Source organism: Qipengyuania algicida (assembly GCF_009828025.1).
GTDB classification, from domain to species: domain Bacteria; phylum Pseudomonadota; class Alphaproteobacteria; order Sphingomonadales; family Sphingomonadaceae; genus Qipengyuania; species Qipengyuania algicida.
In genome coordinates this window covers 130,174-151,694 of the sequence record NZ_WTYA01000009.1, presented here as the reverse complement: position 1 = coordinate 151,694, position 21,521 = coordinate 130,174, and the positions used below count along the sequence as shown (strand labels likewise).

The window sequence follows — 21,521 nt, the reverse complement described above, 5'->3', positions numbered from 1 at the left end:
GGCGCGTCAAGGCTGGCGTGGCCGCATGGTGCTGCGCGCGATCCGTGCAACCAGCGTCGCCATGCCGGGATGGTTGGCGCCGAAATAGGTCGAGCCATCGCCCAGTTCACGCGCGAGCCGGCGATGCGCCTCGGGCAAGTCATGATAGGGCATACTCGGCATAAGATGATGCAGCGCATGATAGCGCAGGCCCACCGGAGCCCAAATCTCCGCCACCACACCGGGCGGCGGGACATTGACGGAATCGAGGAATTGCGCGGTGACCGTCATCGGTTCGCCCTCGTTCTCCCACAAATGCGCCACGAGTGTGCGCAGCTGGTTGAGAACGGCCGTGACCGAGACAACTGCAAGTGCGATCAGAAGCGGACGCCAGCCGATCATCTGCGTGCTTGCCAGCAGCAACCACGCCCAGATCATTCCCAGCGCCTCCTGGTAGAGCACGCGGGGCTTGAGCTCCCCTTCCGCCGGTCGGCGGCGGAAATCGGGATTGATCGAGAGCGCAGAAAAACGCGTCCATGTCAGCCGACGGACCGCCGGGATGATCGCCCCCAACGGCACGAGCACCGCGAAGCGGAACAGCAAAGCAATCGGTGCCAGCAGCGCGATCGCCACGAACAGCGGCAACGACCATGGCTTCATCAGTGCGAGCGGGAGATATTCCGGATCCTCGCGCGTGCCATAGCGCGTGCGCGCGTGATGCAGCGTGTGAACCCCTTCATACATGAAAGACGGGGTCAGCAGCGGAATGCCGACCAGCAGGTTCCATCCGAGCCGGAAGCCCGGCAGCGCGTCGCGGTGGATGTGGGAAATCTCGTGGATGAACAGCAATGCGCGATAAAGCGCCAGCGCCGCGACCAGTCCGAGCGCGACGACCAGAAGCGGCTGGTGCAGCAGTATGGCACCTGCCAGCGCCGCATATCCGATGATGGCGGATGCCAGCATATCGGTCCAGTAGATCGCGCCGCGTGCTGCGCCAAGGTCACGCGTCAGGTCGCGTGCGGCGCGCAACATCGCCTTGTCGTCGGCGATCGACGCAAGCGTAGGCTTGCCCTTGTTCTGGTCGGTCGACCCGGCGGTTATGGTCTGTTGCATCGTCATGGCAGAAGCTTCCGGTTCGAAACCTATAGCAGATTGCTGGGGTTGCAAGGAACACGAAGATCGCGCCGTGCTTGGCGCTTGACAAAATCTTGTATGGGCACGCAGGGCTGGCTCCAAACTGAATGAGGTCCCCTTCGTGACATGCGATCAAATAGTCATCCGTCCCGTTTCCGGCAAGTCTGGGCGCGGTGCATTCGTCGATCTAGGCCGTGCCTTTGCCGCGCGCGAGCCGCATTCGGTGCCGCAATTGCGCTCCGAACAGCTCGAGCTGATCGATCCGGGCAAGAACCCTTTCTTCGGCCATGCCACGGTGGACCTGCTGATCGCTTATCGGGGGGATACGCCGGTTGGGCGGATTTCCGCGCAGATCGACCATCTCGCGCTGGAGATGCCCGCCGATCAGGGGTTCGGCCCCGGAACCGGCCTGTTCGGCTATTTCGATGCGGAAGACGAGGAAGTCGCCCATGCACTGCTTGCCGAGGCTGAGCGGCGCCTGCGCGAACGCGGGATGACGCGTGTGTTGGGACCGATTTCGATGTCGGTGTGGGAAGAGCCGGGTCTGCTGGTGCGCGGGCAGAACCATGCACCGACGATCATGATGGGCCATCACCCGGCGCACTATCGCGCATGGATCGAATCCGCTGGATATACGCTCGCCAAGACGCTGCTGACCTATGAACTCGACATCACCAGAGATTTCCCGCCGCTGATCCAGCGCATCGTCGCCTCTGGCGATCGCAACAAGCGCATCACGATTCGCCCGATCGACAAGTCGCGCTGGGCCGAGGAGGTGAGGACCGTGCTCACCATCCTCAACGATGCATGGTCGGACAACTGGGGTTTCGTCCCATTCACGCCCGAAGAAATCGCTTATGCGGGCAAGAAGATGAAGCCGATCATCCATCCCGACCTCAATATGCTTGCCGAACTCGATGGGCGTCCCGTGGCTTTCATGATGACGCTGCCTGACATGAACGGGCTGCTGCGCCGCATCGATGGAAAGCTGCTGCCATTCGGCTGGGTCAAACTGCTCAGCTGGCTGCGCAAACCCAAGGGCACCGACATGCGCGTGCCGCTGATGGGCGTGCTCAAGGAATTGCACAATTCACGGCTCGCCAGCCAGCTCGCCTTCATGATGATCAGCCAGATCCGCCGCAACGCTAGCGAGCGTTACAGCAGTAAGCGCGGGGAGATCGGCTGGATTCTCGATGACAATCAGGGAATGGTCGCCATTGCCGATGCGATCCAAAGCACGGTCAACCGCGAATATGTGATATTCGAAAAACCCCTGTAATCTGCTGCCGCGTAAATTCCTATCGCGATACGGCGGCGTTACAGCGCGCGACTGGAACAGAGTGACCGGATAGGGATTGGATTTGGTGCGGGCCTGCGCCGAAGCAGCTCTCGCGCGATCGAGGGCAAGATGAACAAGGAAACGACAGCTTCGAGCAAGGCGTTTGACCTGCCGAACCATGTACTGGTTATCGAGGACGATCCGGTGCTGGTGATGGCCATAGAAGACAGTCTTCGCGACGCCGGTGTAGCCAGGATCGATTTCAGCCCGACAACCGATGGCGCTCTCGAAGCGATGAAGCGCGCACAGCCCGACGCCATCGTGCTCGACGTTCATCTGGCGGATCGGGCGGATGGCTGGGCAATCGCGGAACTTGTACAGGATCTCGGCCCGAATCGTCCGCGGATCATTTTCTCAACCGGCGCACCGGAAGATATACCGGAACACATTGCTGCGCTCGGCGATGTGCTGGAAAAGCCCTACCAGACCGACGCGCTGGTCAAGCTGTTGCGCACGCCGAAACGTCGCGGGATCGTCGGTCGACTGCGTGGCGCGCTGGGCTAAGGTCGCAAGCCGGAAAGGCTGCGCAACTCATTCGATGAGCATTGCAAACTGACGGGGCATCAAGCCGTCATCCTGCATTGGCTGCCCCACTCCAAAAGAAAAAAGGCCTCCGTTCTCTTGAACGGAGGCCCTTCGGGATCGTATCACCAGCCGCTTGGACGGGAGGGGGGGTCTCGGCGGTGACAATGGCATAATGACCGGCCAAGAAGCTGGTTCCCCAGCAGTCGAAAAAATGCAATTTTTTTTGCTCGTCGCCATTTCTGCCGCGGGAAAACAGGTCAGATAAACGGCCTGGGGGGCATCTTCGTACGCTCGAATTGGGCAAAGTCTACGGCGGCATCCAAGTTGGGCACCTGGATTTCACCTTGCCGCCAATTCACCAGCCCGTCGCGTTCGAGCGCTTTGATCGTACGATTGGTGTGGACCAGCGACAAACCAAGCATATCGGCGATCTGCGTCTGGGTGATCGGAACCTTTAGCGTGTCCTCGTGCTCGGCCATGCAGGTGCCGATCGCACGCTCCAGCAGCCATACCGCGAGATAGGCCACGCGCTCCTTGGCCGAACGCCGCCCGAGCGCCACGATGTGCTCTTCAAGCGCGGTTTCTTCCTTCGCGCCCAGCCAGGTGATGTCATAGCCCAGCCGTGGCTGATTGACGATCAGATCGAAGAACTGGTTGTGATCGAACACGCACAGGCGCGCCGGCAGCAGGGCTTCCACCGTGTGACTGGCCGGCTCGTCGAACATGCCCTGCAAACCGACGAGATCCCCAGGAAACATGAAATTGACGATCTGCCGGCGCCCATCCTCGAGCGAGCGATAGCGGATCAATATTCCCTCCAGAACAGTGTAGAGCGTCTTGCGCTCGCTGCCCTGACGCACGATGGTTTCACCCCGATCGGCGATCACCTCCCCCTTCTTGAAGGTGTCGATATATTCCAGTTCTTGCTGGCTGTGCTTGCGCAAGCCGGGGCACGCCAGCAACGGGCATGACGTGCATGGAAACGGATGACCCACGTTCAGCATGATTGCTCTCTGTTTCCCCTAACCCAGCTACAAACAGAAACAATCGAACGTCGGTTGTCAATTACATGTGCGTATCGCAAGGTGCAATGGAACTATCGCGGCAAAGCCGCGTTGAGGCTGCGCATTACCAGAAGGGGTCTTCATGTCGCTTGGTGAACAGATTGCCAAAAACCTGCCTTACTTGCGCCGCTATGCCCGCGCCCTGACCGGGTCGCAGGCAACCGGCGATGCCTTTGTCCGTGCCACGCTGGAGGCGGCGCTGGCCGACGACCAGTTGAAAGCATCGCTCGATGGCGGACGCGTTCCGCTCTATCGCGCGTTCAACAAGGTCTGGAGCAGCGCGTATCTCGAGGTGTCCGACGTCCAGAGCGGTTCTGGTGCGCATGAGGATGCGGCCAACGGTCGGTTGAAATCGATTACTCCGCTCAACCGTCAGGCGCTGCTGCTGACCACGCTGGAGGATTTCTCCATCGCCGAGACTGGCGAAATAATGGAGTTGGATGCCGAAAAGGTCGAGGCGCTCGTGCAAGAAGCCGTTTCCGAAATCGACCGCGAAACCGCGACCAGCGTGCTCATCATCGAGGACGAGCCGCTGATTTCGATGCAGTTGGAAGATCTCGTCCAGTCACTCGGCCATGAAATTTGCGGTACCGCTGCAACGCGCACGCAGGCACAGCAAGTCGTCGCCGAAAAAACACCCGGGCTTGTGCTCGCCGATATCCAGCTTGCAGACGGATCCTCCGGACTCGATGCAGTGGACGATATCCTTGCGATCGGCTCGGTCCCAGTGATCTTCATCACCGCTTACCCCGAGCGTTTGCTGACCGGCGATCGTCCCGAGCCGACCTATCTCGTGACCAAGCCGTTTCAGGAGCAGACCGTTCGCGCGGCAATCAGCCAGGCATTGTTCTTCGGATCGAGCCGTCCGCTCGACTGAAACGGCAAACGCAACCGTCAGGAAATCCGAGCCGCCGGAAGCAGTTTGTTTCCGGCGGCTTTTCCTTTGCGCGTCAGGAACGCGCCCGGATTGCAAACTGGCTGGGCTGGCGCACCGGCACCAGTAATGTGCAGCGCACGCCTTCGGGTGCGAACACCAAATTGACCGGATGGCGCAATTCATGCGCTACGATCTTTTCGATCAAGTCGGTGCCGAAGCCGCGCGAACGCTCACGCGGGACGCTTGGGCCACCGCTTTCGACCCAATCGATTCGTGCAAGCCCGTCTTCGGTTGTCTCCCAGGTGATCGAGACCTTGCCCCCCGCCTGGCTGAGCGCGCCATACTTCGACGCGTTGGTGGCGAGTTCGTGCAGTGCCAACCCCAGCGACAACGCATCGTTGGGGGCCAGCTCGACGTCCGGGCCGCTGGTCTCGAGTGTGCCGTCCATCCCCTGTGCATAGGGCGCCAGTTCGGCCCTCGCGACCGCGGCGACGGGAGTGGTGCCCCATTCGGACTGGGTCAGCAGGTCGTGGGTGGCAGACAATGCCCGTATTCGTCCGTCCAGCCCATCGGCATATTCGTCCAACGTGGTGGCCCGGCGGCGCGTCAAGGTGGCAATTGACAGCACGTTGGCTAGCGTGTTCTTGACCCGGTGGTTGAGTTCCCGGGTGAGCGAATTACGGATCGAGTTCTGCTCCGCGAACCAGTCGAGCGCGCGCTGATCCTCCAGCGCCTGCTGGGTCAGAAGGCGCGACACGATCATCAGCAGGCTGGCGACAGCAAGGCCGAACAGCAGCGTAATCATAGACAACAGCGACAGCGAACCGTCACGCGACGAGGTGATGACCAAAGTCATCGGGCGGTAAGCAATGGAAAAATGCTGGATTACTCTGGCCTCGCCTTTCCCAGGGCCGGCAATCTCGGCCAGCAAACGGCGCTTGCCACGGTTATCGTCATACAGCGCTGCTCCCATTCCGTTCAAATCGACCTGTTCAGTCGCCGACGCGAGAAACCCGGGCGCGTTATACGGGCTATATATGAAGCCCTTCAGAGTGGTTCTGCCTCCCGCGCTACTGAACACCGGCATGTACACGATGAACCCGGCATCTGTAGCTGAGCCCTCCTGAACCAATGTAATCGGCCCGCTGGCTGTCGGGCGCTGGCCTTCCTCGGCAGCGTCTATCGCCGCCCGTCGAACCGATTCGGAATACATATCGAATCCCAATGCCCGGCGATTTCGGGCAGTCTCAGGTTCCAGATAGAAAACCGGGACAATCTTTGTGCGCGATCCGGAACCCGGTGCGGGATGAAGGTTGATGTCAGTGCCGTAAAGCGCTTGCAACTGCTGATCGAAGGCTGCCGCCTGGCCGGGTTCGACAACCGGTGCCCAGCCCAGGCCCTCTGCTCCGCGATAATCGGAATCGAACCGCATTTCCGAAACGAACCGGCGGAAAATTCCGACGCTCACCCCATTCTGCATCGAAAACAACGCTGCGCCCGCCCGCAAATAGGACGAGTTGACCGAAGCGCGTCGCTCGAGCGCGGAGCTCAATGCCAGCGCGGTCCGGCCCATCATCGCCTGATCGCGCTGGCGTTCACCGCGTTCGATCGAAAACACACCCAGAATCGTAATCGCGAGCACAAGCAGGAATATGACCAGAGGCAGCGAGCGCGGATGTTTGACCAACCATCTGCGCGATACCGAATTCCTGGTAGAGCGTTCTCCCGGCAGCGTATCTTCCCCGTTTTATTTCGCGCCGCCCCTCTGACGGACAATCACGACCTGATTTCACCCGCCCCGCGCGAGAAGACTATATCTGTGCGGGAACAAAGCGCGAGCTGCATCGTTCCCAAAAACTCATCGGGACGGTATAAGATGTTTCCCCGGCTTCAAGGCCGGTGGCGGCATGAGGGACTATTGGTCACTAAATGACATCAAAAAACGAAAAGGACGGCAAATCCGTGCAGCCGGAGCAAACCACCACTGCCCCCAAGCCTGCGGAGATGCCCGGATGGGCAGCAGGGTTGCGGCGTCTGTATGATTCGGTCGTCGACGAGGATATTCCAGACAATTTCCGCGATCTGATTTCCAAGTTGGACAAAGAAGGCTGATGTCCGGCGAAACCCGAACGGCCTCGGAAAAGGCCGATTTCAAGCGCGAACTCACAGAAGTCGTGCCGCATCTGCGCGCCTTTGCGCGCGGCCTTTGCGGCCGGGCCGACATGGCCGACGATCTGGTGCAGGAAGCGTTGCTCAAGGCATGGGCGGCGCAGGAACGGTTCGAGCCGGGCACGTCGATGCGCGCATGGACCTTCGTGATCCTGCGCAATGCCTATCTCACCGATATGCGGCGCAATCGCTTCCGCGGCGAATATGACGAGAACGTCGCCGAGCGGATCCTTACCGCGCCCGCATCTCAGGAAGAGCCGATCCACCTGTCCGACCTGCATCGCGCGCTGCTGACGCTTCCGCCCGAACGGCGCGAGGCGCTGTTGCTGGTCGGCGCGGGCGGGTTCTCCTACGAGGAAGCGGCCAATATCTGCGGTTGTGCCGTGGGCACGATCAAAAGCCGGGTTGGCCGTGCGCGTGCGGCGCTCAACTCCATGCTGGCGGAAGGCGCGATTCCACAGCGTTCGCTCAACGACGATGGCGCGCATCGTGCCATCCTCGAAGAGCTCGAGGATGTGGCCGCAGGCAATGGTTCGTCTGCCAGACCCTAGGCCGGGACCATGATGGCGTCCGGCCCCACCAACGAGGAGAAGCCGGAGCTGGTCCCCCCAGCTGAGGTGACGACGCGCCATGGTTTGGCCGAGCAGGAATTGCGCCTGATCTCGGCGCTTGCGGTCATCCTCGGTCTGGGGCTGTTCTTCGCCCTGCCCTTCGTTCTGTCGATCGGGTCGGTGGTGTTCCTTCCGGTTACGGCCGCGCTGGTGCTGACCGTCATCCTGTCCCCGTTGGCGGACAAATTGGCGGGCCTTGGCTTGCCAAATGCACTGGCAAGTTTCATCGCCATCCTGATCTTGATCGCGATCATCCTGTTCGGTCTCGCGCTGATCCTGCAACCCGCGATCGCCCTGTTCGATCAGGTGCCCGAACTCATCAGCCACGTCGGGCACAGGTTCAACGAATTACAGGACAAGTTTGCGTGGCTGTCGCGGATCAATACCCAGCTCAGCGATCTTCTGAGCCATCGCAGCCATCGTGAGGTCGTGCTGGCGAGTCCCACGCCGCTCGAATCCATCGCCATCGCCACGCCAAGCGTCGTGATCGAAATCGTGCTGACGCTGCTTATGGCCTTCTTCATGGTCGAAGCGCGGGTGCGGATGCGCCAGAAGCTGCTGCTGGGTCGCTCGTCCTTCGGGTCGAGCATCAAGGCGGCCCGCGTGATCCGCGAAATTCAGGATCGCGTGGCGTCCTACATCCTGACCGTGGCGTTGATCAATATTGGCATCGGAATCATCGTCGCGACCGGTGCGTGGCTGTTCGGGCTGGAAGCACCGATCATGTGGGGCGGTCTCGCCGCCCTGCTGAATTTCATCCCCTATGTCGGACCTGCGGCGATGATCGGGGTCCTCGGCGTATTCGGCATCGGCTCGACCGAAACCCTGCTGCCCGGACTGGTCCCGGCGCTGGCCTACCTCTGCCTGCACGCGGTAGAGGCCAATTTCATCACTCCCTCGATCCTCGGCGCGCGGTTCACCGTCAATCCGCTGCTGATCCTGATCGCGCTGAGTTATTTCTCATGGATCTGGGGTGTGATCGGCGCGCTTCTCTCGGTGCCGATCCTGCTGATCCTGACGGCGCTGTTCGACCATATCGGCCACCCCAATCTGATCGGTTTTGTGTTCGGTGAGCCGCTGTTCGCCAGCAATCCATTCGATGCCGCCGACACGGGCGAGGAAACGCCCCCTCAATAGCAAACGGCCCGTCCCACATATGCGGAACGGGCCGAGATGCTTTGCCACGGCGCGACATTGCGCCGTCTGTCCCGATCAGGCGGGATATTGCCAGGTGGTGCCGCGCGCCAGGTTCTGCGATGCGAAAGCCCAGTTGAGCTTGCCGTTAATCACCGCATCGAGATATTTCGGACGCGCGTTCTGGTGATCGAGGTAATAGGCGTGTTCCCACACGTCGATGGTGAGCAGCGGATTGAAATCCTTGTCCGCGAGCGTATCGCCATCGTGCGTTTCCTCGATCGACAGCTTGCCGCCCTTTTCCGCCAGCCACACCCAGCCGCTGGCAAAGTGACCCGCACCGCGCTCGGCCAGCTTCTTCTTGAGTTCATCGGCCGATCCGAAAGCATCGTCGATCATCGCCTTGAGTTCCTCCGACGCGCTGGTTTCTTCGCCCGCCAGCGAATGCCAGTAGAAGCCGTGGTTCCAGCTCTGCGCAGCATTGTTGAACAGACCCTGGTTCGAGCCGCGCGCAGAAGCGATAATATCTTCCAGCGATTTGTCGGCCATTTCACCGCCTTCGATCGCGGAGTTGGTCTTGTCGATATAGGCCTGATGGTGTTTGCCATGATGGAAGCTCAGGGTTTCGGCAGAGATCGCCGGGGCAAGAGCGCTATCGTCGTAAGGCAGTTCGATCAGTTTGAAGGCCATGATATGGAATCCCTTTTGCTGAAGTGAAATTTGATACTCAAGACACCAACGCCCTGTCGCCGCATGAGTTGCATGGCAAGCAGCGAATGGTTTGCTGCAACGGACAAAGCGTGCCTTTCCCCCTTCCCATTTCTGCCCGCCGCAGTCAAAACGCCAGCGACAAACGAGGACAACCAAGCCATGGATCGCAAATTCTTCGGCACCGACGGTATTCGCGGTCGGACCAACACCGAAAAGCTCACCGCCGCTACCGCCATGTGTGTAGGCCAGGCTGCGGGGACTCATTTCCTGCGCGGCGCGCATCGGCACCGGGTGGTGATCGGCAAGGACACGCGCCTGTCGGGCTATATGATGGAAAGTGCGCTGGTGGCCGGCTTTACCAGCGTCGGCATGGACGTGATCATGACCGGACCGTTGCCGACACCGGCCATCGCCATGCTCACCCGCGAAATGCGCGCCGATCTGGGCGTGATGATTTCCGCCAGCCACAATCCTTACGAAGACAATGGCATCAAGCTGTTCGGGCCGGACGGTTTCAAGCTGTCGGACGAGGACGAGTTGGCGATCGAGGCCCTGATGGTGACCGATCCGAAACTGGTCGACGCCTCACGTGTGGGCCGCGCCCGCCGGATCGAGGATTCGCGCGGACGCTATATCCATGCGGTCAAGCAATCGGTCGGTAGCGATATCCGCTTCGACGGGCTGAAGGTGGTGGTGGATTGCGCAAACGGTGCGGCCTATCAGGTTGCGCCCGAGGCAATCTGGGAGCTGGGCGCGGAAGTCATCGCGATCGGGGACGAGCCCAACGGCACCAATATCAACGCCGGGGTCGGCTCGACCTCGCTCGATGCAGTCAAGGCCAAGGTTGTCGAAACCGGCGCGCATATCGGGCTCGCGCTGGATGGCGATGCCGACCGGCTGATCGTGGTCGACGAGAATGGCGAGACCGTAGACGGCGACCAGCTTATGGCGCTGATCGCCACGAGGATGCTCGAGAAGGGGCAATTGCGCGGCGGTGGCGTCGTCGCGACGGTCATGTCCAATCTCGGCCTCGAGCGCTATCTCGGCGGGATCGGGCTGTCGCTCGAGCGCACCAAGGTTGGCGATCGCTACGTGCTCGAACGGATGCGCGAGGGCGGCTTCAACGTCGGCGGCGAGCAATCGGGCCATATGATCCTGCTCGACTATGGCACCACCGGCGACGGACTGGTCGCCGCCTTGCGCGTGCTTGCCAGTCTCGTTCGTTCTAACAAGCGTGCGAGCGAGTTGCTGCACCTTTTCGACCGCGTACCGCAGGTGCTCAAGAACGTGCGCTACGAAGGCGGCAAGCCGCTCGAGGAAGCCAGCGTCAAGGCTGTCATCGCCGAAGCCGAAGCCAGCCTTGCCGGATCGGGCCGCTTGGTCCTTCGCCCATCCGGCACCGAGCCGGTAATCCGGGTCATGGCCGAAGGCGATGATGCGAAGCGGGTCGAGGCCGCCGTCGATGCGATCTGCCAGGCGGTAAAGGCGGTCGCCTGATGCTGGAGATGCGACCCGACTGCGAACGCTGCGGCGTGGACCTTCCGGCCGAAGCGCCGGGGGCATTCATCTGCAGCTTCGAATGCACGTTCTGCGCGCAATGCAGCGAGGCGCTTGACGATCTGTGCCCCAATTGCGCGGGCGAGCTGGTCGACCGTCCGACCCGCGCGGTTCACCTGCACGAGAAATCGCCGCCTTCGCGCGAAAGGCATTATAAATCATGAGCAAATCGCCACCGCGTGTTCTTTCCATCGCCGGGTCCGACAGCTCGGGCGGCGCCGGCATTCAGGCCGATATCAAGACCATCACCATGCTGTCTGGCTACGCGATGACCGCGATAACCGCAGTGACGGCGCAGAACAGCGTCGGGGTGCAGGCCATCGCCCCGCTCTCACCCGATATGGTCGCCAGCCAGATCGAGAGTTGCGTTGCCGATATCGGCGTCGATGCAATCAAGATCGGGATGCTGCACGATGCGGGGATCGTTGCCGCGGTGGCGGAAACGCTGGCGGCGCTCGATCCGGACGTGCCGATCGTGCTCGATCCGGTGATGATATCGACCAGCGGCGCGACGCTGATCGCTGCCGATGCAATCGCGGCTCTGCGCGAAAGATTGTTCGCCCGTGCGACGCTGATCACCCCCAATTTGCCCGAGCTGGAGCATCTCGTCGCACGCAAGCTGGAAAACACCGATCAGGTGCGCGAGGCGGCAGCCGAGCTGTCGCAAGCCCACGGCTGCGCAGTGCTGGCCAAGGGCGGGCACACTGCCGATGCGCGGATCATCGATATCCTCATGCCCGCGACCGGCCGCGCAGTGCAGTTCGACAATCCTCGCATCGATACGCCGCACACCCACGGCACGGGCTGCACACTGTCCTCGGCGATCGCCACGCTGATCGGACATGGCCAGCCGCTCGAACATTCGGTCGAACTGGCGGGCAATTTCGTACGCCGCGCCATTCGCGAGGCTCCCGGCTTCGGCGCGGGCAACGGCCCGATGGGGCATCAGGCCGTGCGCGGCTGAAAGAGCGTTACCCTCCTTGCGCGGTTTTCGCGATAGCCACCGCCTTGTCGAGCCGGTCGGCATAATCGTTGAGCACCGCCGCGGTCTTCGCCACATAGGTCCGCGCATCGTTCCAGCGTCGCTGCTCGATCGCCTCGCGCACGCCCGGCAGCGTCTTCGCCCCATATCCGGTCAGCGTTCCCGGCGCATAGACGAGGTTCTTGAACCAGGGCCGCCCCGGCAGCCCATCGGGATCGATCAACGACTGGTCGATCGAACGCAATTGCGCATCCACTTTCGCCCGCACCGCTGCGGGGAGCGAATCATAGCTCCCCAACATCGCATCGGCCGCACCTGCCGAACGCTCCAGTCGGTCGGCGGCATCCTGCAACGGCAGCAGATCTATCAGCGGGGTGATGCCTTTGTCCGGCGGCGCGGTGGTCGGATCGTCATGCAAGGAAGCAAGCTTGAACACACCCTCCCCGGTCAGTTCCTTGAGCTCGCGATCACGCTTGCGCTGATCGGCAGCAAGATCGCCCAATTCCCCAACATAACGCTCGACGGTTCGGGCAAAGCTCGAATAGATCGCCGGCACTCTCTCGGCATCGGCGGCGGCAAGCACCATATGCCCGACCACTTTCGATACCGCAGCGCCATATTGCATTCCCGGATCGTCGAATTCCATTACATGATGGAAGCTGTCGTACACCGAGTGATAGGACCCGCCTTGCATGTCCTCGCCACCGAATCCGGTGTCGATCGTCGCGATGCCAAGATGCTGGAAGAACGCCGAATAGTCCGACCCGGAACCCAAAGCATACAGCGGCAGGTCGCCGTCCGACTTCGCCGCTGAATACAGCCAAGGCTCGACGCTTCCCGGCGTCTCGTAATGGTCAGCCAGAATTCTCGCACGCGAGCGCTCGACCACCGACACGCCGGTCTGCGGGTCAGTCACATCGCGGGCAGCGGCATTGGCGAAATGCTGCAATTCGTGGCTACCGCCCGCATACCAGAATCCGCGCCCCGGGTTGTCGGTGTTGATGTAGAGGATGGCCTTGTCCTTAAGCTCGGCGGCGTGTTCCTCGACCCATTCGGTCGAACCGATCAGCCCCGGCTCCTCGGCATCCCAGCTGGCGTAGACGATCGTGCGCTTGGGCCGCCAACCGGATTTGTACAGCGCGCCCAATGCCTTGGCCTCGCTCATCAGCGCGACTTGCCCGGCGAGCGGATCGGCAGCGCCGAACACCCAGCCATCATGGTGGTTGCCACGAATTATCCATTGGTCGGGCCAGACGGACCCCGGCAATTTGGCGATCACGTCATACACCGGCTTCAGCGACCAGTCGGATTTCACCGCCAGATGGACCTTTACCGCATCGGTACCGCCCCAGTGATAGGCCATGCCGAGCCCACCGCGATCCTTGCCGGTCACCACCGGACCTTCCATTTTGGCAAGGATCTTCGCAGCGTCAGCATAGGAAATCGGCAGCGCCGGTATCTTCAGGATCACCTTCGATTCCGCACGCGTCAGCCGTTTCGCGTCTGCGGTCGCGCCCACACCCGGCGTCAATGGATCGCCGGGATATGTGGTCATATCTTCGACCGAGCCACGCTGCACGCCATGCTCCGGCCGAGCGCCGCCGCGCGGATAGGAATCGCCCGTGGCATAGCCATCGTTCGCAGGGTCCGAATAGATCAGGCAACCGACCGCGCCATGTTCCTGCGCCAGTTTCGGCTTGAGCCCGCGCCAGCCTCCGCCGTAACGCGCCAGCACGATCTTGCCCTTCACGTCGATCCCGCGCCGGGCCAGCGCTTCGTAATCCTCGGGCATTCCATAGTTCACGTAAACCACTGGCGCAGTGACATCGCCATCGCCCTGATAGATCAGGTAGGGAGGCAGCGCGGCTGCGGTGTTCCCGGACGTATCGTCCCCCGCGACCGAGGGCTCCTGCCCGCCCAGCGTCACACGTTCCGGCGTGACCATTTCGACTTTGGTTGAGATCGGGGTCGGATAGAGCGCCTGAAACGTCTCTATATGCGCGTTCCAGCCCCATTTCTTGAACAGGGCGAGTTGCATCTCCGCATTGGCCTTGTCGTGCGGGCTACCCACCTGATTGGGAGCGGAGGACATCTCCCTGAGCCACGCCACCTGATCGGCGGGATCGATCATCGCATCGAAGCGCGCCTCGGTCGAAGCATTGTCAGACGCACCATGAGGCGCCGCATTGAGCGGTAGCGCCGTACCTGCGGCCAAAGCCGTACTGGCGACGACCGCCGCCCACAATCCTGTCCTTTTCATCTGCCCCGAACCTTCCCTGTTACCCCTCCACTCCAACTTTAGGCGTGCTCGGAAGCAGCTGTCAAAGCGTGTCGTATCGGTCGGTACAGCTCAGGTCAGGACAGAAGACGATGCTTCAGAGATTATAGAAAGCCGCGACGTGTTCCCACGCTTCTTCGGCCGTTTCGCACCAGTGGAACAGGTCCAGGTCCTTGCGGTTGATCGTTCCTTCGTCTGCCAGCGCATCGAAATCCACGACCCGGGTCCAGAACTCCTTGCCGAACAGCAGGATCGGCATCGGTTTCATCTTGCCGGTCTGGACCAGCGTCAACAGCTCGAAGAATTCGTCGAAAGTGCCGAAACCGCCCGGGAACACCGCCACCGCCTTGGCGCGGAGGAGAAAATGCATCTTGCGCAGGGCGAAATAGTGGAACTGGAAGCTGAGATAAGGCGTCACATACGGGTTTGGCGCTTGCTCATGCGGGAGCACGATATTGAGCCCGAGGGATTCAGACCCCGCGTCGCTTGCGCCCTTGTTGGCCGCTTCCATGATCGAGGGGCCACCACCGGAGCAGATAACGAACTGGCGCTTGCCGTCCTGAACGATCGCCTTCTCGCTAGCGATCCGCGCAAGATTATAGGCTTCGGTATAATACTTCGACTTTGCGGCGAGGTTTTCGACCACGCGTCGATCTTCCTCCGGCAGCTCCTTCGCTCCAGCGAGAGCTTTATCGACCGCATCTGGCGACGGGATGCGCGCGGAACCATAGATGACCAGCGTCGATCCGACACCCGCTTCTTCCAGCAGCATTTCCGGCTTGAGCAATTCGAGCTGGAAGCGCACCGGGCGCAATTCGTCACGCAGCAGGAAGTCCGTGTCGCGATAGGCGAGCCGATAGGCCGGATGCATCGTCTGCGGGGTGTGGGGCGATTTCTTTTCGACGAAATCTGCTTCTTCGCTCGCGGGATAGAACTTTCGCGCCGCAAGCTCGCTCTTTTCTTCTTCAGTCATTCAGGCGTCGATAGGAGCGGGATTCGCAGCCTGCAAGCGGGAAACTGGCGCTTCTCGAAAGCATGAAAGAACATCACGGGAGAGACCCGCCGCAGCGCAGGCCTTTTGTATCGCCTATCATTCTGTTGTAGCGAGAAAAATTGGATGCCCCGTGAGGATTCGAACCTCAATTGACGGAGTCAGAGTCCCATTCAAACGGATATGGCATCCGTGGGAAACCGCGGAAAATCGGGCGAGATACGCCGCCTTGTCGCAGATTTGCTGCATTAAGGTATTTGTCGTGATCAGGGACGATCCTAGTCAGAATAACAATCGTCGCTATGAGGACCATTCTTGAGCACCCAATCATCGACTGAACGCATCATGTCGGCCGCACTTTCTTTCAGATCAAAGAGGTGCCCATAGAGGTCAAACGTAATTTGAATGGATGAGTGCCCAATGAGGGTCTGGACACGCTTGGCAGAGAACCCCATTTCAATCCAAATAGAAGCGGTAGTATGCCTCGTGGCATGCAAGCTCCGAAGATGCCGTAGTTTCCCCTTGACCGTTTTCGTCAGGCCAGACTCGAACATTATCGGATCATACAGCTGACTAATTTGCTGAAAGTACGACATGGGCCTCCCTTCCCTATCCGGAAATACGAGGTCGTCAGGAGCGGGTTTTACCTCCGATTTCCAAGCCGTTAAGGCTTTTACGCAGCTGGGCGTCATAGGAATGGTGCGAAAGCTCGTCTCCGATTTCGGCGGCCCGATAGTGCGCCAACGATCAGCCCGTTGTGAGATGATAACCGTTCCCTTCTCTAAGTTTACCGATTCCCAAGGCAATCCACGCCCTTCGGAGGACCGTAAGCCATGGAGCCAAAAAAGGTGCGCAAAAGCTCTGTATCTCGGGCCAAGCTTAAGTGACGCGGATAGCGCGGAATTTACTTCCTCCATCTGGAAAAACTCAGGACGGCTACGATGCCGTTTCGAGGTCTTGATTTTGACCTTCTCCGCTACATTCACAGATACTTTATCCTTATCGTCTGCTAATTTCATAATAATTTTGAAATAGGAAAAGACCCGCTCCGCGGTCCTAGGGCCCAACTCCTTTAGTAGTTGGTCTCTGAAGTTCTCTACGAATGCGCGATTAAGCTGAGAAAGCTTAACTTCACCAATTCGAGGAATGATATGGAGGCGCAAAACTCGGCGATACTCCTCGTATGTCGATCTCTCTAAACCTTCGGAGACAGCCCGCTCGATCCAAAGTTCCCCAGCTTGGGCGACTGTTATGCTTTCCGCCATACTGACGTGTGATCCACGGTCGAGTTCGGCTGAAATCTCGAGCCATCGACGCTCGGCCTCGCGTTTAGTGGAGAATGTAACCTGTGTTCGTTTTCCATTAATATTAGAATATACCAACACCCACGCTGTTTTCTGTTTTCCTCCAGAAACCCAAGTTCGTTTTCGAATACTCATGCCACCCTCCCATTTATCGAGGATTGCGAACCAGTTTTGCTAGGGCCACCCCTTTGGAACGCCCCCGCGAACGTTTGGTCGAGTTCGCTCTTCCGGAAGAAAAGTCGATGCCCGAGCCGCACGTAAGGAATCTCATCCTGCTGGCACAACCGATAAATCGTTCCCTGATCCAAGCCGGTGTAGTTTGCGGCGGCGGCGGCTCCACGAATTAGATCATTCTTTAACATTGATATACTCCAAGTTCTGCTTCGAGTCGTATCAATAATAACACAGTTTTTAAAAACTTTGAGTCCGTAAATTGCATGATAAGTTTAATATATTTATCCAGGAACTTTGTGGATCTTTCAATTCATATTTCTATTTCAGTAATAGCATATGGATTTATGCTAACAATATCCTGAATCATCCCAAATTATCCTGAAATATACTTCATCTCACGCAAACGTGAGGGTAAAGAGTTCCAGCCGGTCCCTGGAAAATTACTGGTTGAGATCTGGAAAATGAAGCGCCAAGCGTATGGCATTTTCATGTCCTGTTCCCCGGTCAGCGAGGTCAGACAAAGCGATGGCTCGAGTGTTTCATGGGCTGCGATAGACCAGCCAAAGGATTACGAAGATTGGAGCCGTTTGGTGAGAGTGTGTCTGCGAGCGGATTGATGCGCATGCATCCCGCGTCTGCCGCGGTCACGCTCTGTAGAAGGCATCATCCTCAAAGCGTCTTGGCGAATGATTACTTAGCGCCCCATTCCGGTCATTACGGCTCGCCTCGCCATTGCCTCGAAGCGGACAAGGTTATCAGCTTGGTCGAATGGCTTGGTTTGGGACATATCTGCCGTTGACCACGTGCTAGATAAATGACGGCAATTTCCAGAAGCGGTCGGTGGGCTACCGCACGACGCTCTCCCAACCACCACATCGACAATGCAATCGGGCGTCGTGATCTACGAATAGTTCATGCAGTGAACGAAGCAACGGCGGTGAGCCGGGATCTTGTTTGCCTTGCCACCGCAGGCGCATCGGGCAATTGACGCTTAATGCGCTTGTCCGACGATACTGCCGATATTCCGGATCGACTGATTGCCCTCCAAGAGAAGGGCGAGGTTGTATTCCTGTGCGGCGCTGGCATCTCGCAGCGGTACGGCCTTCCATCATTCTACGAGCTCACCACAGACATTTACGCTGACCTTGGTGAGAGCTGGGAAGGATACGCTGCCGAAGAAGATGCGATGGGCCTCGACAAAGACGGCAAGGAGAGGGGACCCGCGGCACTTGATCGCGCTCTGTTTGCTCTTTCCAAACGTCTACGGGGAACTGACACCGCCTCTCGGATCCGAGCCGAGGGGCTGCTGACGACGGCGATCGAGAAAAACTTGCAGCCGCCGCTTGGCCCCTTTCCGGCCCATCAGGACGTCTGGACCCTCTCGCGCGATCCCGAGATGCGCCAACGCATCGTCACGACCAACTTCGACACCCTTTTCGAGAGGGCGGGTCCTACGAAAGTCGCGAGCCGGGCGTGCGCCGATCTGCCTCCCCCACTTGGCACTGACTTTACCGGTGTTCTTCATCTGCATGGCCGAATTGCCGACGGCGATCTGGGCCTCTCGCGCACCTCATTGGTGCTGAACAGTGCTGAGTTCGGTGAAGCCTATCTCCGATCCGGCTGGGCAGCGCGATATGTCTATGACCTCGCACGCGCAACGACCATCGTGATTCTTGGCTACGGGGCCGACGATCCGCCGATGCGCTACATCCTTGAGGTGCTTACGGCGGACAGGGAGCGTTACCCCGACATCCGCGAAATCTTCGCGTTTGTTCCCTCGGCGCCAGACGGTCCATCCAGAAATCGTATTGCCGCGATCTGGGAAGCCAAGGGCGCGACGGCGATCACGTACGACTCTCGCGATTCCAAAGATCACGACACGCTTTACGAGACGATATCGACGTGGGCCGGGTTCGCGGCAGATCCAACCGGATGGCGCCGGGGGCACGCCAGCCGGATACTGGGGCAGGATCCAGACGAGGTCAGCGAGGGTGATTGGCAGCGACTCCGCTGGCTGCTGAGCGGCGGCGATGCAGGAGAGCTCCTTGGCGAGGTTAACCCGGATCCGAAATGGGCAGCGCCGCTCGTTAAGGCAGACGTCTTTCGAATGAACACCATCTCGCCGTACCGTTGGATCGTTGCGCGATTGAACGATCGTAACATGCCGGCTGCGACGGCCGAGAATCTTCCCCTCTCGCCAGAGACCTTGGGCGCCATCGAACGGATCTTGGGATGGCGAAATCGAAAGTCGGGCGAACTCCATCCCGTCCTCCTTCGCGCCTGGCAGCTGATCGTTCGCGTTGCGGCGCGACGCTATGCCTCCAACAGCGATGTGGGTCTCCGCTGGTTTCGAGCGAAGGCGGCCATAAACGAGGGCGATTTCTCGTTAAGCACAAAGCGCGACGTTCTGTCGTGCCTTCGACCACAGGTCAGGATTGGGCACGTCTTTCGATGGCCGGGCCTGGAGGACGATCCTACCCCAGAAACGTTGGCTCTGCGTCACGTCCTGCGGGTCGATTGGGGCCCCGGACCTCTCGACAAGATTGAGGATCTGGTTGCGCAGTGGCCCAATGATGGTCGCTCGAGCCTGATCCGTGCGCTCATGCGCGAGCTGGAAGATGCGCTCGAAGAGGCGGCAGATACCGACACCCTCTATACAACCAGCAGCGACGTCAAATCGGTTTCACGCCATTTCCAGGATCAACATCCTGACGGATTCTATTCGATCGTTCGCGCGGTGATCGACCTTTGGGATACGGAGGCCGCTGTTCGACCGATTGCAGCAAAAGCTCTGGCAATCGAGTGGCTGACATCGTCGTATCTATTGCTCCGAAGAATGGGGCTTCATGCCTTAAGACAAACATTCTTCTCAACGTCGGAAGTTGCCGAGCATCTCCTGACATTGTCGGACGAGGACTTTTGGCTCAGCGATGCCCGGCGCGAAACCATGCAGCTCTTCGTCCATCGTTGGTCCAGTGTGGTCGCTGAGGATCGGGCGAGGGTCGAGAAACGGATCTGCGTCGGCTTGCCACGCGAGCTCCTGTTATCCGACGGCGACCCCGATCAGATCGCATCAGTGCGAGACAATGCGGTGTTTATCCGCCTAGCTCGGATCGAGGGTGCGGATGTTAGCTTGTCGCCGCTTGCGGCAGACACATTGGCCCTACTCAGAGCGAGGCATCCTGCCTGGAAGTCAGACGGCGAGGAGGACGACTTCCGGGTCTGGTCTTCCGGTGTTCGCACAGTAGGTCACCAAGGAGACGTAAGTATCCTCGCCGAAACGCCGGTCGATGAGGTGCTTGGTCGGGTCGAAGAGGTCATCGGTCGCGATCCGTTTGCACAGGGCGATCTATGGCGGCTCTACTGCGACGCAGAACCTCAGCGTGCCCTGTCGGCTCTCCTCGCTGACGATCCGTCGAGCAGCAGTCGCGCTGGCGCATGGCAGTCTTTCTTCTGGTCCATCACCGCAACTGAGAAAGAAGACATCCAGCATCTCGCACTGGACGCGATCAGCCGGCCGGATTTTCAGTTCAAGCCGTACACTGCGATCGCGGATTGGTTTCTTCGGAAACGCGACACCCTGTCGATCTCGACAGCGTCTTTTTTGTCGGTCTGGGATCGACTGTTTGCGGCGGTCCTGGACCATGCCGGGCCGGTCGATGAGCAATCTCGAACGGATGTCGTCTTCAGCATGCTGAATAGCGCGGAGGGCAAAATTGGAACGCTGCTGCTCGATGAATACGAAAAGGTGCGAGGAAGCGAACGAGCCGGTGACCAGCATGCAATCCTTACGCGGCTTGAGCGCCTAGTTTCCGCCGAGGGCGAGCTGGGATTCCTTGGAACGGCCGCGGCGATGGGTGGCATGAGGGCTCTGTTCGCTGAACATCCGGCTTGGACGACGCAATGGTTGCTACCATTGACGGTCTGGACGTCGCCCTATGCGCCGGCAGCTTGGTCAGTATTGCTGCGTGGGCAGATTCCCCAGCCTGATCTTTATGCAGCCCTGAAGGCTGGTCTGCTCGAAGCCGGCAGCCATTCGGATCTCGATCGCTCGATAGGTTCCGTCGCCCAGTGGATGGTCGCACCGCTGCTATGGGCGCAGGTCGCAACAGCGCCCGTTCCCGAGATCTCCAGCGTCGAGGTCAGACGCGCGTTGGCTCGATCGACAGAAGAGGTTCGCAGCAGTGCCGCATATTGGCTCTCCGAGGCGATCGAGAAGATGGACGGTAGCGCTGCAGATCTTTGGCGGGAGCGGATTGGCCCGCTCTTCAAACAGATATGGCCGCTTGATCCCGCCAGCCGTTCGGCTGGCGCCAGTCTGCATCTTGTGAGGTTGGCGCTCCATACGGCCGGGGCTTTTCCCGAGGCTGCCGATGCCATAGCGCCGGCCTTGGCCCCCCTCGATACATGGGAGATCGAAAGCTACCTCGGTCGCGACGAAGATGCGAAGACGTTTTATGAAACCGCGCCGCGCGCCGTGCTGACCCTTCTTGACGCCGTTGTGGCCGAAGACAGAGTGCCGAGTTCGCTTCTATCCATGTTGAAGAGTCTCGCGGAGAGCGACGCGGCGTTGGAAACCGATCCGCGTTTCATGAAGTTGATGGGTTGGGCGCGCCGGCAGGCGGCCGCGTAGAGTGGGTTTCGGCCGCGCGGTGACGGAGTCCACCGCGCGGATTTGCCCGCGGGTGGCGA

Annotated in this window: 18 protein-coding genes; 10 read left to right on the top strand and 8 right to left on the bottom strand. The window is 59.9% G+C overall.

Annotated elements, in window-relative coordinates; translation table 11 throughout:
- Window positions 1-6: 6 nt before the first annotated feature.
- Window positions 7-1,092 (bottom strand): fatty acid desaturase family protein, encoded by a 1,086-nt coding sequence (locus GRI58_RS12220; RefSeq protein ID WP_202386956.1) that lies wholly within the window; start codon window positions 1,090-1,092, stop codon window positions 7-9.
- A 142-nt stretch (window positions 1,093-1,234) separates the two neighbouring features.
- On the opposite strand from GRI58_RS12220, the gene GRI58_RS12215 reads away from it, so the two are divergent.
- Complete coding sequence (locus tag GRI58_RS12215) at window positions 1,235-2,392, top strand: N-acetyltransferase (protein WP_160753882.1); 1,158 nt, start codon at window positions 1,235-1,237, stop codon at window positions 2,390-2,392.
- A gap of 129 nt (window positions 2,393-2,521) precedes the next feature.
- A complete protein-coding gene (locus tag GRI58_RS12210; protein ID WP_160753881.1) occupies window positions 2,522-2,956 on the top strand; it encodes a response regulator in 435 nt (144 codons plus the stop codon).
- 278 nt (window positions 2,957-3,234) lie between these two features.
- Here the strand turns inward: GRI58_RS12210 and GRI58_RS12205 are convergent, their stop codons facing one another.
- Window positions 3,235-3,921 (bottom strand): Crp/Fnr family transcriptional regulator, encoded by a 687-nt coding sequence (locus tag GRI58_RS12205; protein ID WP_160753880.1) that lies wholly within the window; start codon window positions 3,919-3,921, stop codon window positions 3,235-3,237.
- 202 nt (window positions 3,922-4,123) lie between these two features.
- On the opposite strand from GRI58_RS12205, the gene GRI58_RS12200 reads away from it, so the two are divergent.
- Window positions 4,124-4,918 carry a response regulator gene (locus GRI58_RS12200; RefSeq protein ID WP_160753879.1) on the top strand — a complete coding sequence of 265 codons (795 nt, stop codon included), beginning with the start codon at window positions 4,124-4,126 and terminating at the stop codon, window positions 4,916-4,918.
- Window positions 4,919-4,991: 73 nt separating this feature from the next.
- Here the strand turns inward: GRI58_RS12200 and GRI58_RS12195 are convergent, their stop codons facing one another.
- Window positions 4,992-6,605 (bottom strand): CHASE domain-containing protein, encoded by a 1,614-nt coding sequence (locus GRI58_RS12195; protein WP_237452284.1) that lies wholly within the window; start codon window positions 6,603-6,605, stop codon window positions 4,992-4,994.
- Window positions 6,606-6,847: 242 nt separating this feature from the next.
- Here GRI58_RS12195 and GRI58_RS12190 point away from each other — a divergent pair, with 242 nt between their 5' ends.
- From GRI58_RS12190 to GRI58_RS12180, 3 genes are read left to right on the top strand one after another with little or no spacing between them, the layout of a single operon-like run.
- Window positions 6,848-7,030, top strand: a complete 183-nt coding sequence (locus GRI58_RS12190) for a NepR family anti-sigma factor (RefSeq protein WP_160753878.1) — start codon at window positions 6,848-6,850, stop codon at window positions 7,028-7,030.
- The gene (locus GRI58_RS12185; protein ID WP_160753877.1) at window positions 7,030-7,638 is read left to right on the top strand and encodes a sigma-70 family RNA polymerase sigma factor; all 609 of its coding nucleotides are present in this window, start codon (window positions 7,030-7,032) and stop codon (window positions 7,636-7,638) included. The genes GRI58_RS12190 and GRI58_RS12185 overlap by 1 nt, the downstream gene beginning before the upstream one ends.
- A gap of 9 nt (window positions 7,639-7,647) precedes the next feature.
- Window positions 7,648-8,835 carry an AI-2E family transporter gene (locus GRI58_RS12180; RefSeq protein ID WP_237452283.1) on the top strand — a complete coding sequence of 396 codons (1,188 nt, stop codon included), beginning with the start codon at window positions 7,648-7,650 and terminating at the stop codon, window positions 8,833-8,835.
- A gap of 75 nt (window positions 8,836-8,910) precedes the next feature.
- Here the strand turns inward: GRI58_RS12180 and GRI58_RS12175 are convergent, their stop codons facing one another.
- On the bottom strand, window positions 8,911-9,522 hold the full coding sequence (locus GRI58_RS12175) for a superoxide dismutase (protein WP_160753876.1): 612 nt from the start codon (window positions 9,520-9,522) through the stop codon (window positions 8,911-8,913).
- 180 nt (window positions 9,523-9,702) lie between these two features.
- Between GRI58_RS12175 and glmM the strand changes: the two genes are divergently transcribed.
- From glmM to thiD, 3 genes are read left to right on the top strand one after another with little or no spacing between them, the layout of a single operon-like run.
- Entirely contained in the window at window positions 9,703-11,040 is a 1,338-nt protein-coding gene (gene glmM, locus GRI58_RS12170; RefSeq protein WP_160753875.1) for a phosphoglucosamine mutase, read from the top strand.
- Complete coding sequence (locus GRI58_RS12165; RefSeq protein WP_160753874.1) at window positions 11,040-11,264, top strand: DUF1272 domain-containing protein; 225 nt, start codon at window positions 11,040-11,042, stop codon at window positions 11,262-11,264. The genes glmM and GRI58_RS12165 overlap by 1 nt, the downstream gene beginning before the upstream one ends.
- Complete coding sequence (gene thiD, locus GRI58_RS12160) at window positions 11,261-12,064, top strand: bifunctional hydroxymethylpyrimidine kinase/phosphomethylpyrimidine kinase (RefSeq protein ID WP_160753873.1); 804 nt, start codon at window positions 11,261-11,263, stop codon at window positions 12,062-12,064. The genes GRI58_RS12165 and thiD overlap by 4 nt, the downstream gene beginning before the upstream one ends.
- Before the next feature lie 7 nt (window positions 12,065-12,071).
- Here thiD and GRI58_RS12155 read toward each other — a convergent pair whose 3' ends face one another.
- From GRI58_RS12155 to GRI58_RS12140, 4 genes are all read right to left on the bottom strand, one after another.
- Entirely contained in the window at window positions 12,072-14,342 is a 2,271-nt protein-coding gene (locus GRI58_RS12155; protein ID WP_160753872.1) for a transferrin receptor-like dimerization domain-containing protein, read from the bottom strand.
- Window positions 14,343-14,457: 115 nt separating this feature from the next.
- Entirely contained in the window at window positions 14,458-15,333 is an 876-nt protein-coding gene (locus GRI58_RS12150; protein WP_160753871.1) for an LOG family protein, read from the bottom strand.
- A 296-nt stretch (window positions 15,334-15,629) separates the two neighbouring features.
- Complete coding sequence (locus tag GRI58_RS12145; protein WP_160753870.1) at window positions 15,630-16,790, bottom strand: tyrosine-type recombinase/integrase; 1,161 nt, start codon at window positions 16,788-16,790, stop codon at window positions 15,630-15,632.
- Window positions 16,787-17,017, bottom strand: coding sequence for a helix-turn-helix domain-containing protein (locus tag GRI58_RS12140; RefSeq protein WP_160753869.1), 231 nt, complete (start codon window positions 17,015-17,017; stop codon window positions 16,787-16,789). Before GRI58_RS12140 ends, GRI58_RS12145 begins: the two co-directional genes overlap by 4 nt.
- 806 nt (window positions 17,018-17,823) lie before the next feature.
- Here GRI58_RS12140 and GRI58_RS12135 point away from each other — a divergent pair.
- Complete coding sequence (locus GRI58_RS12135; protein WP_160753868.1) at window positions 17,824-21,462, top strand: SIR2 family protein; 3,639 nt, start codon at window positions 17,824-17,826, stop codon at window positions 21,460-21,462.
- The last annotated feature ends 59 nt before the right edge of the window (window positions 21,463-21,521 follow it).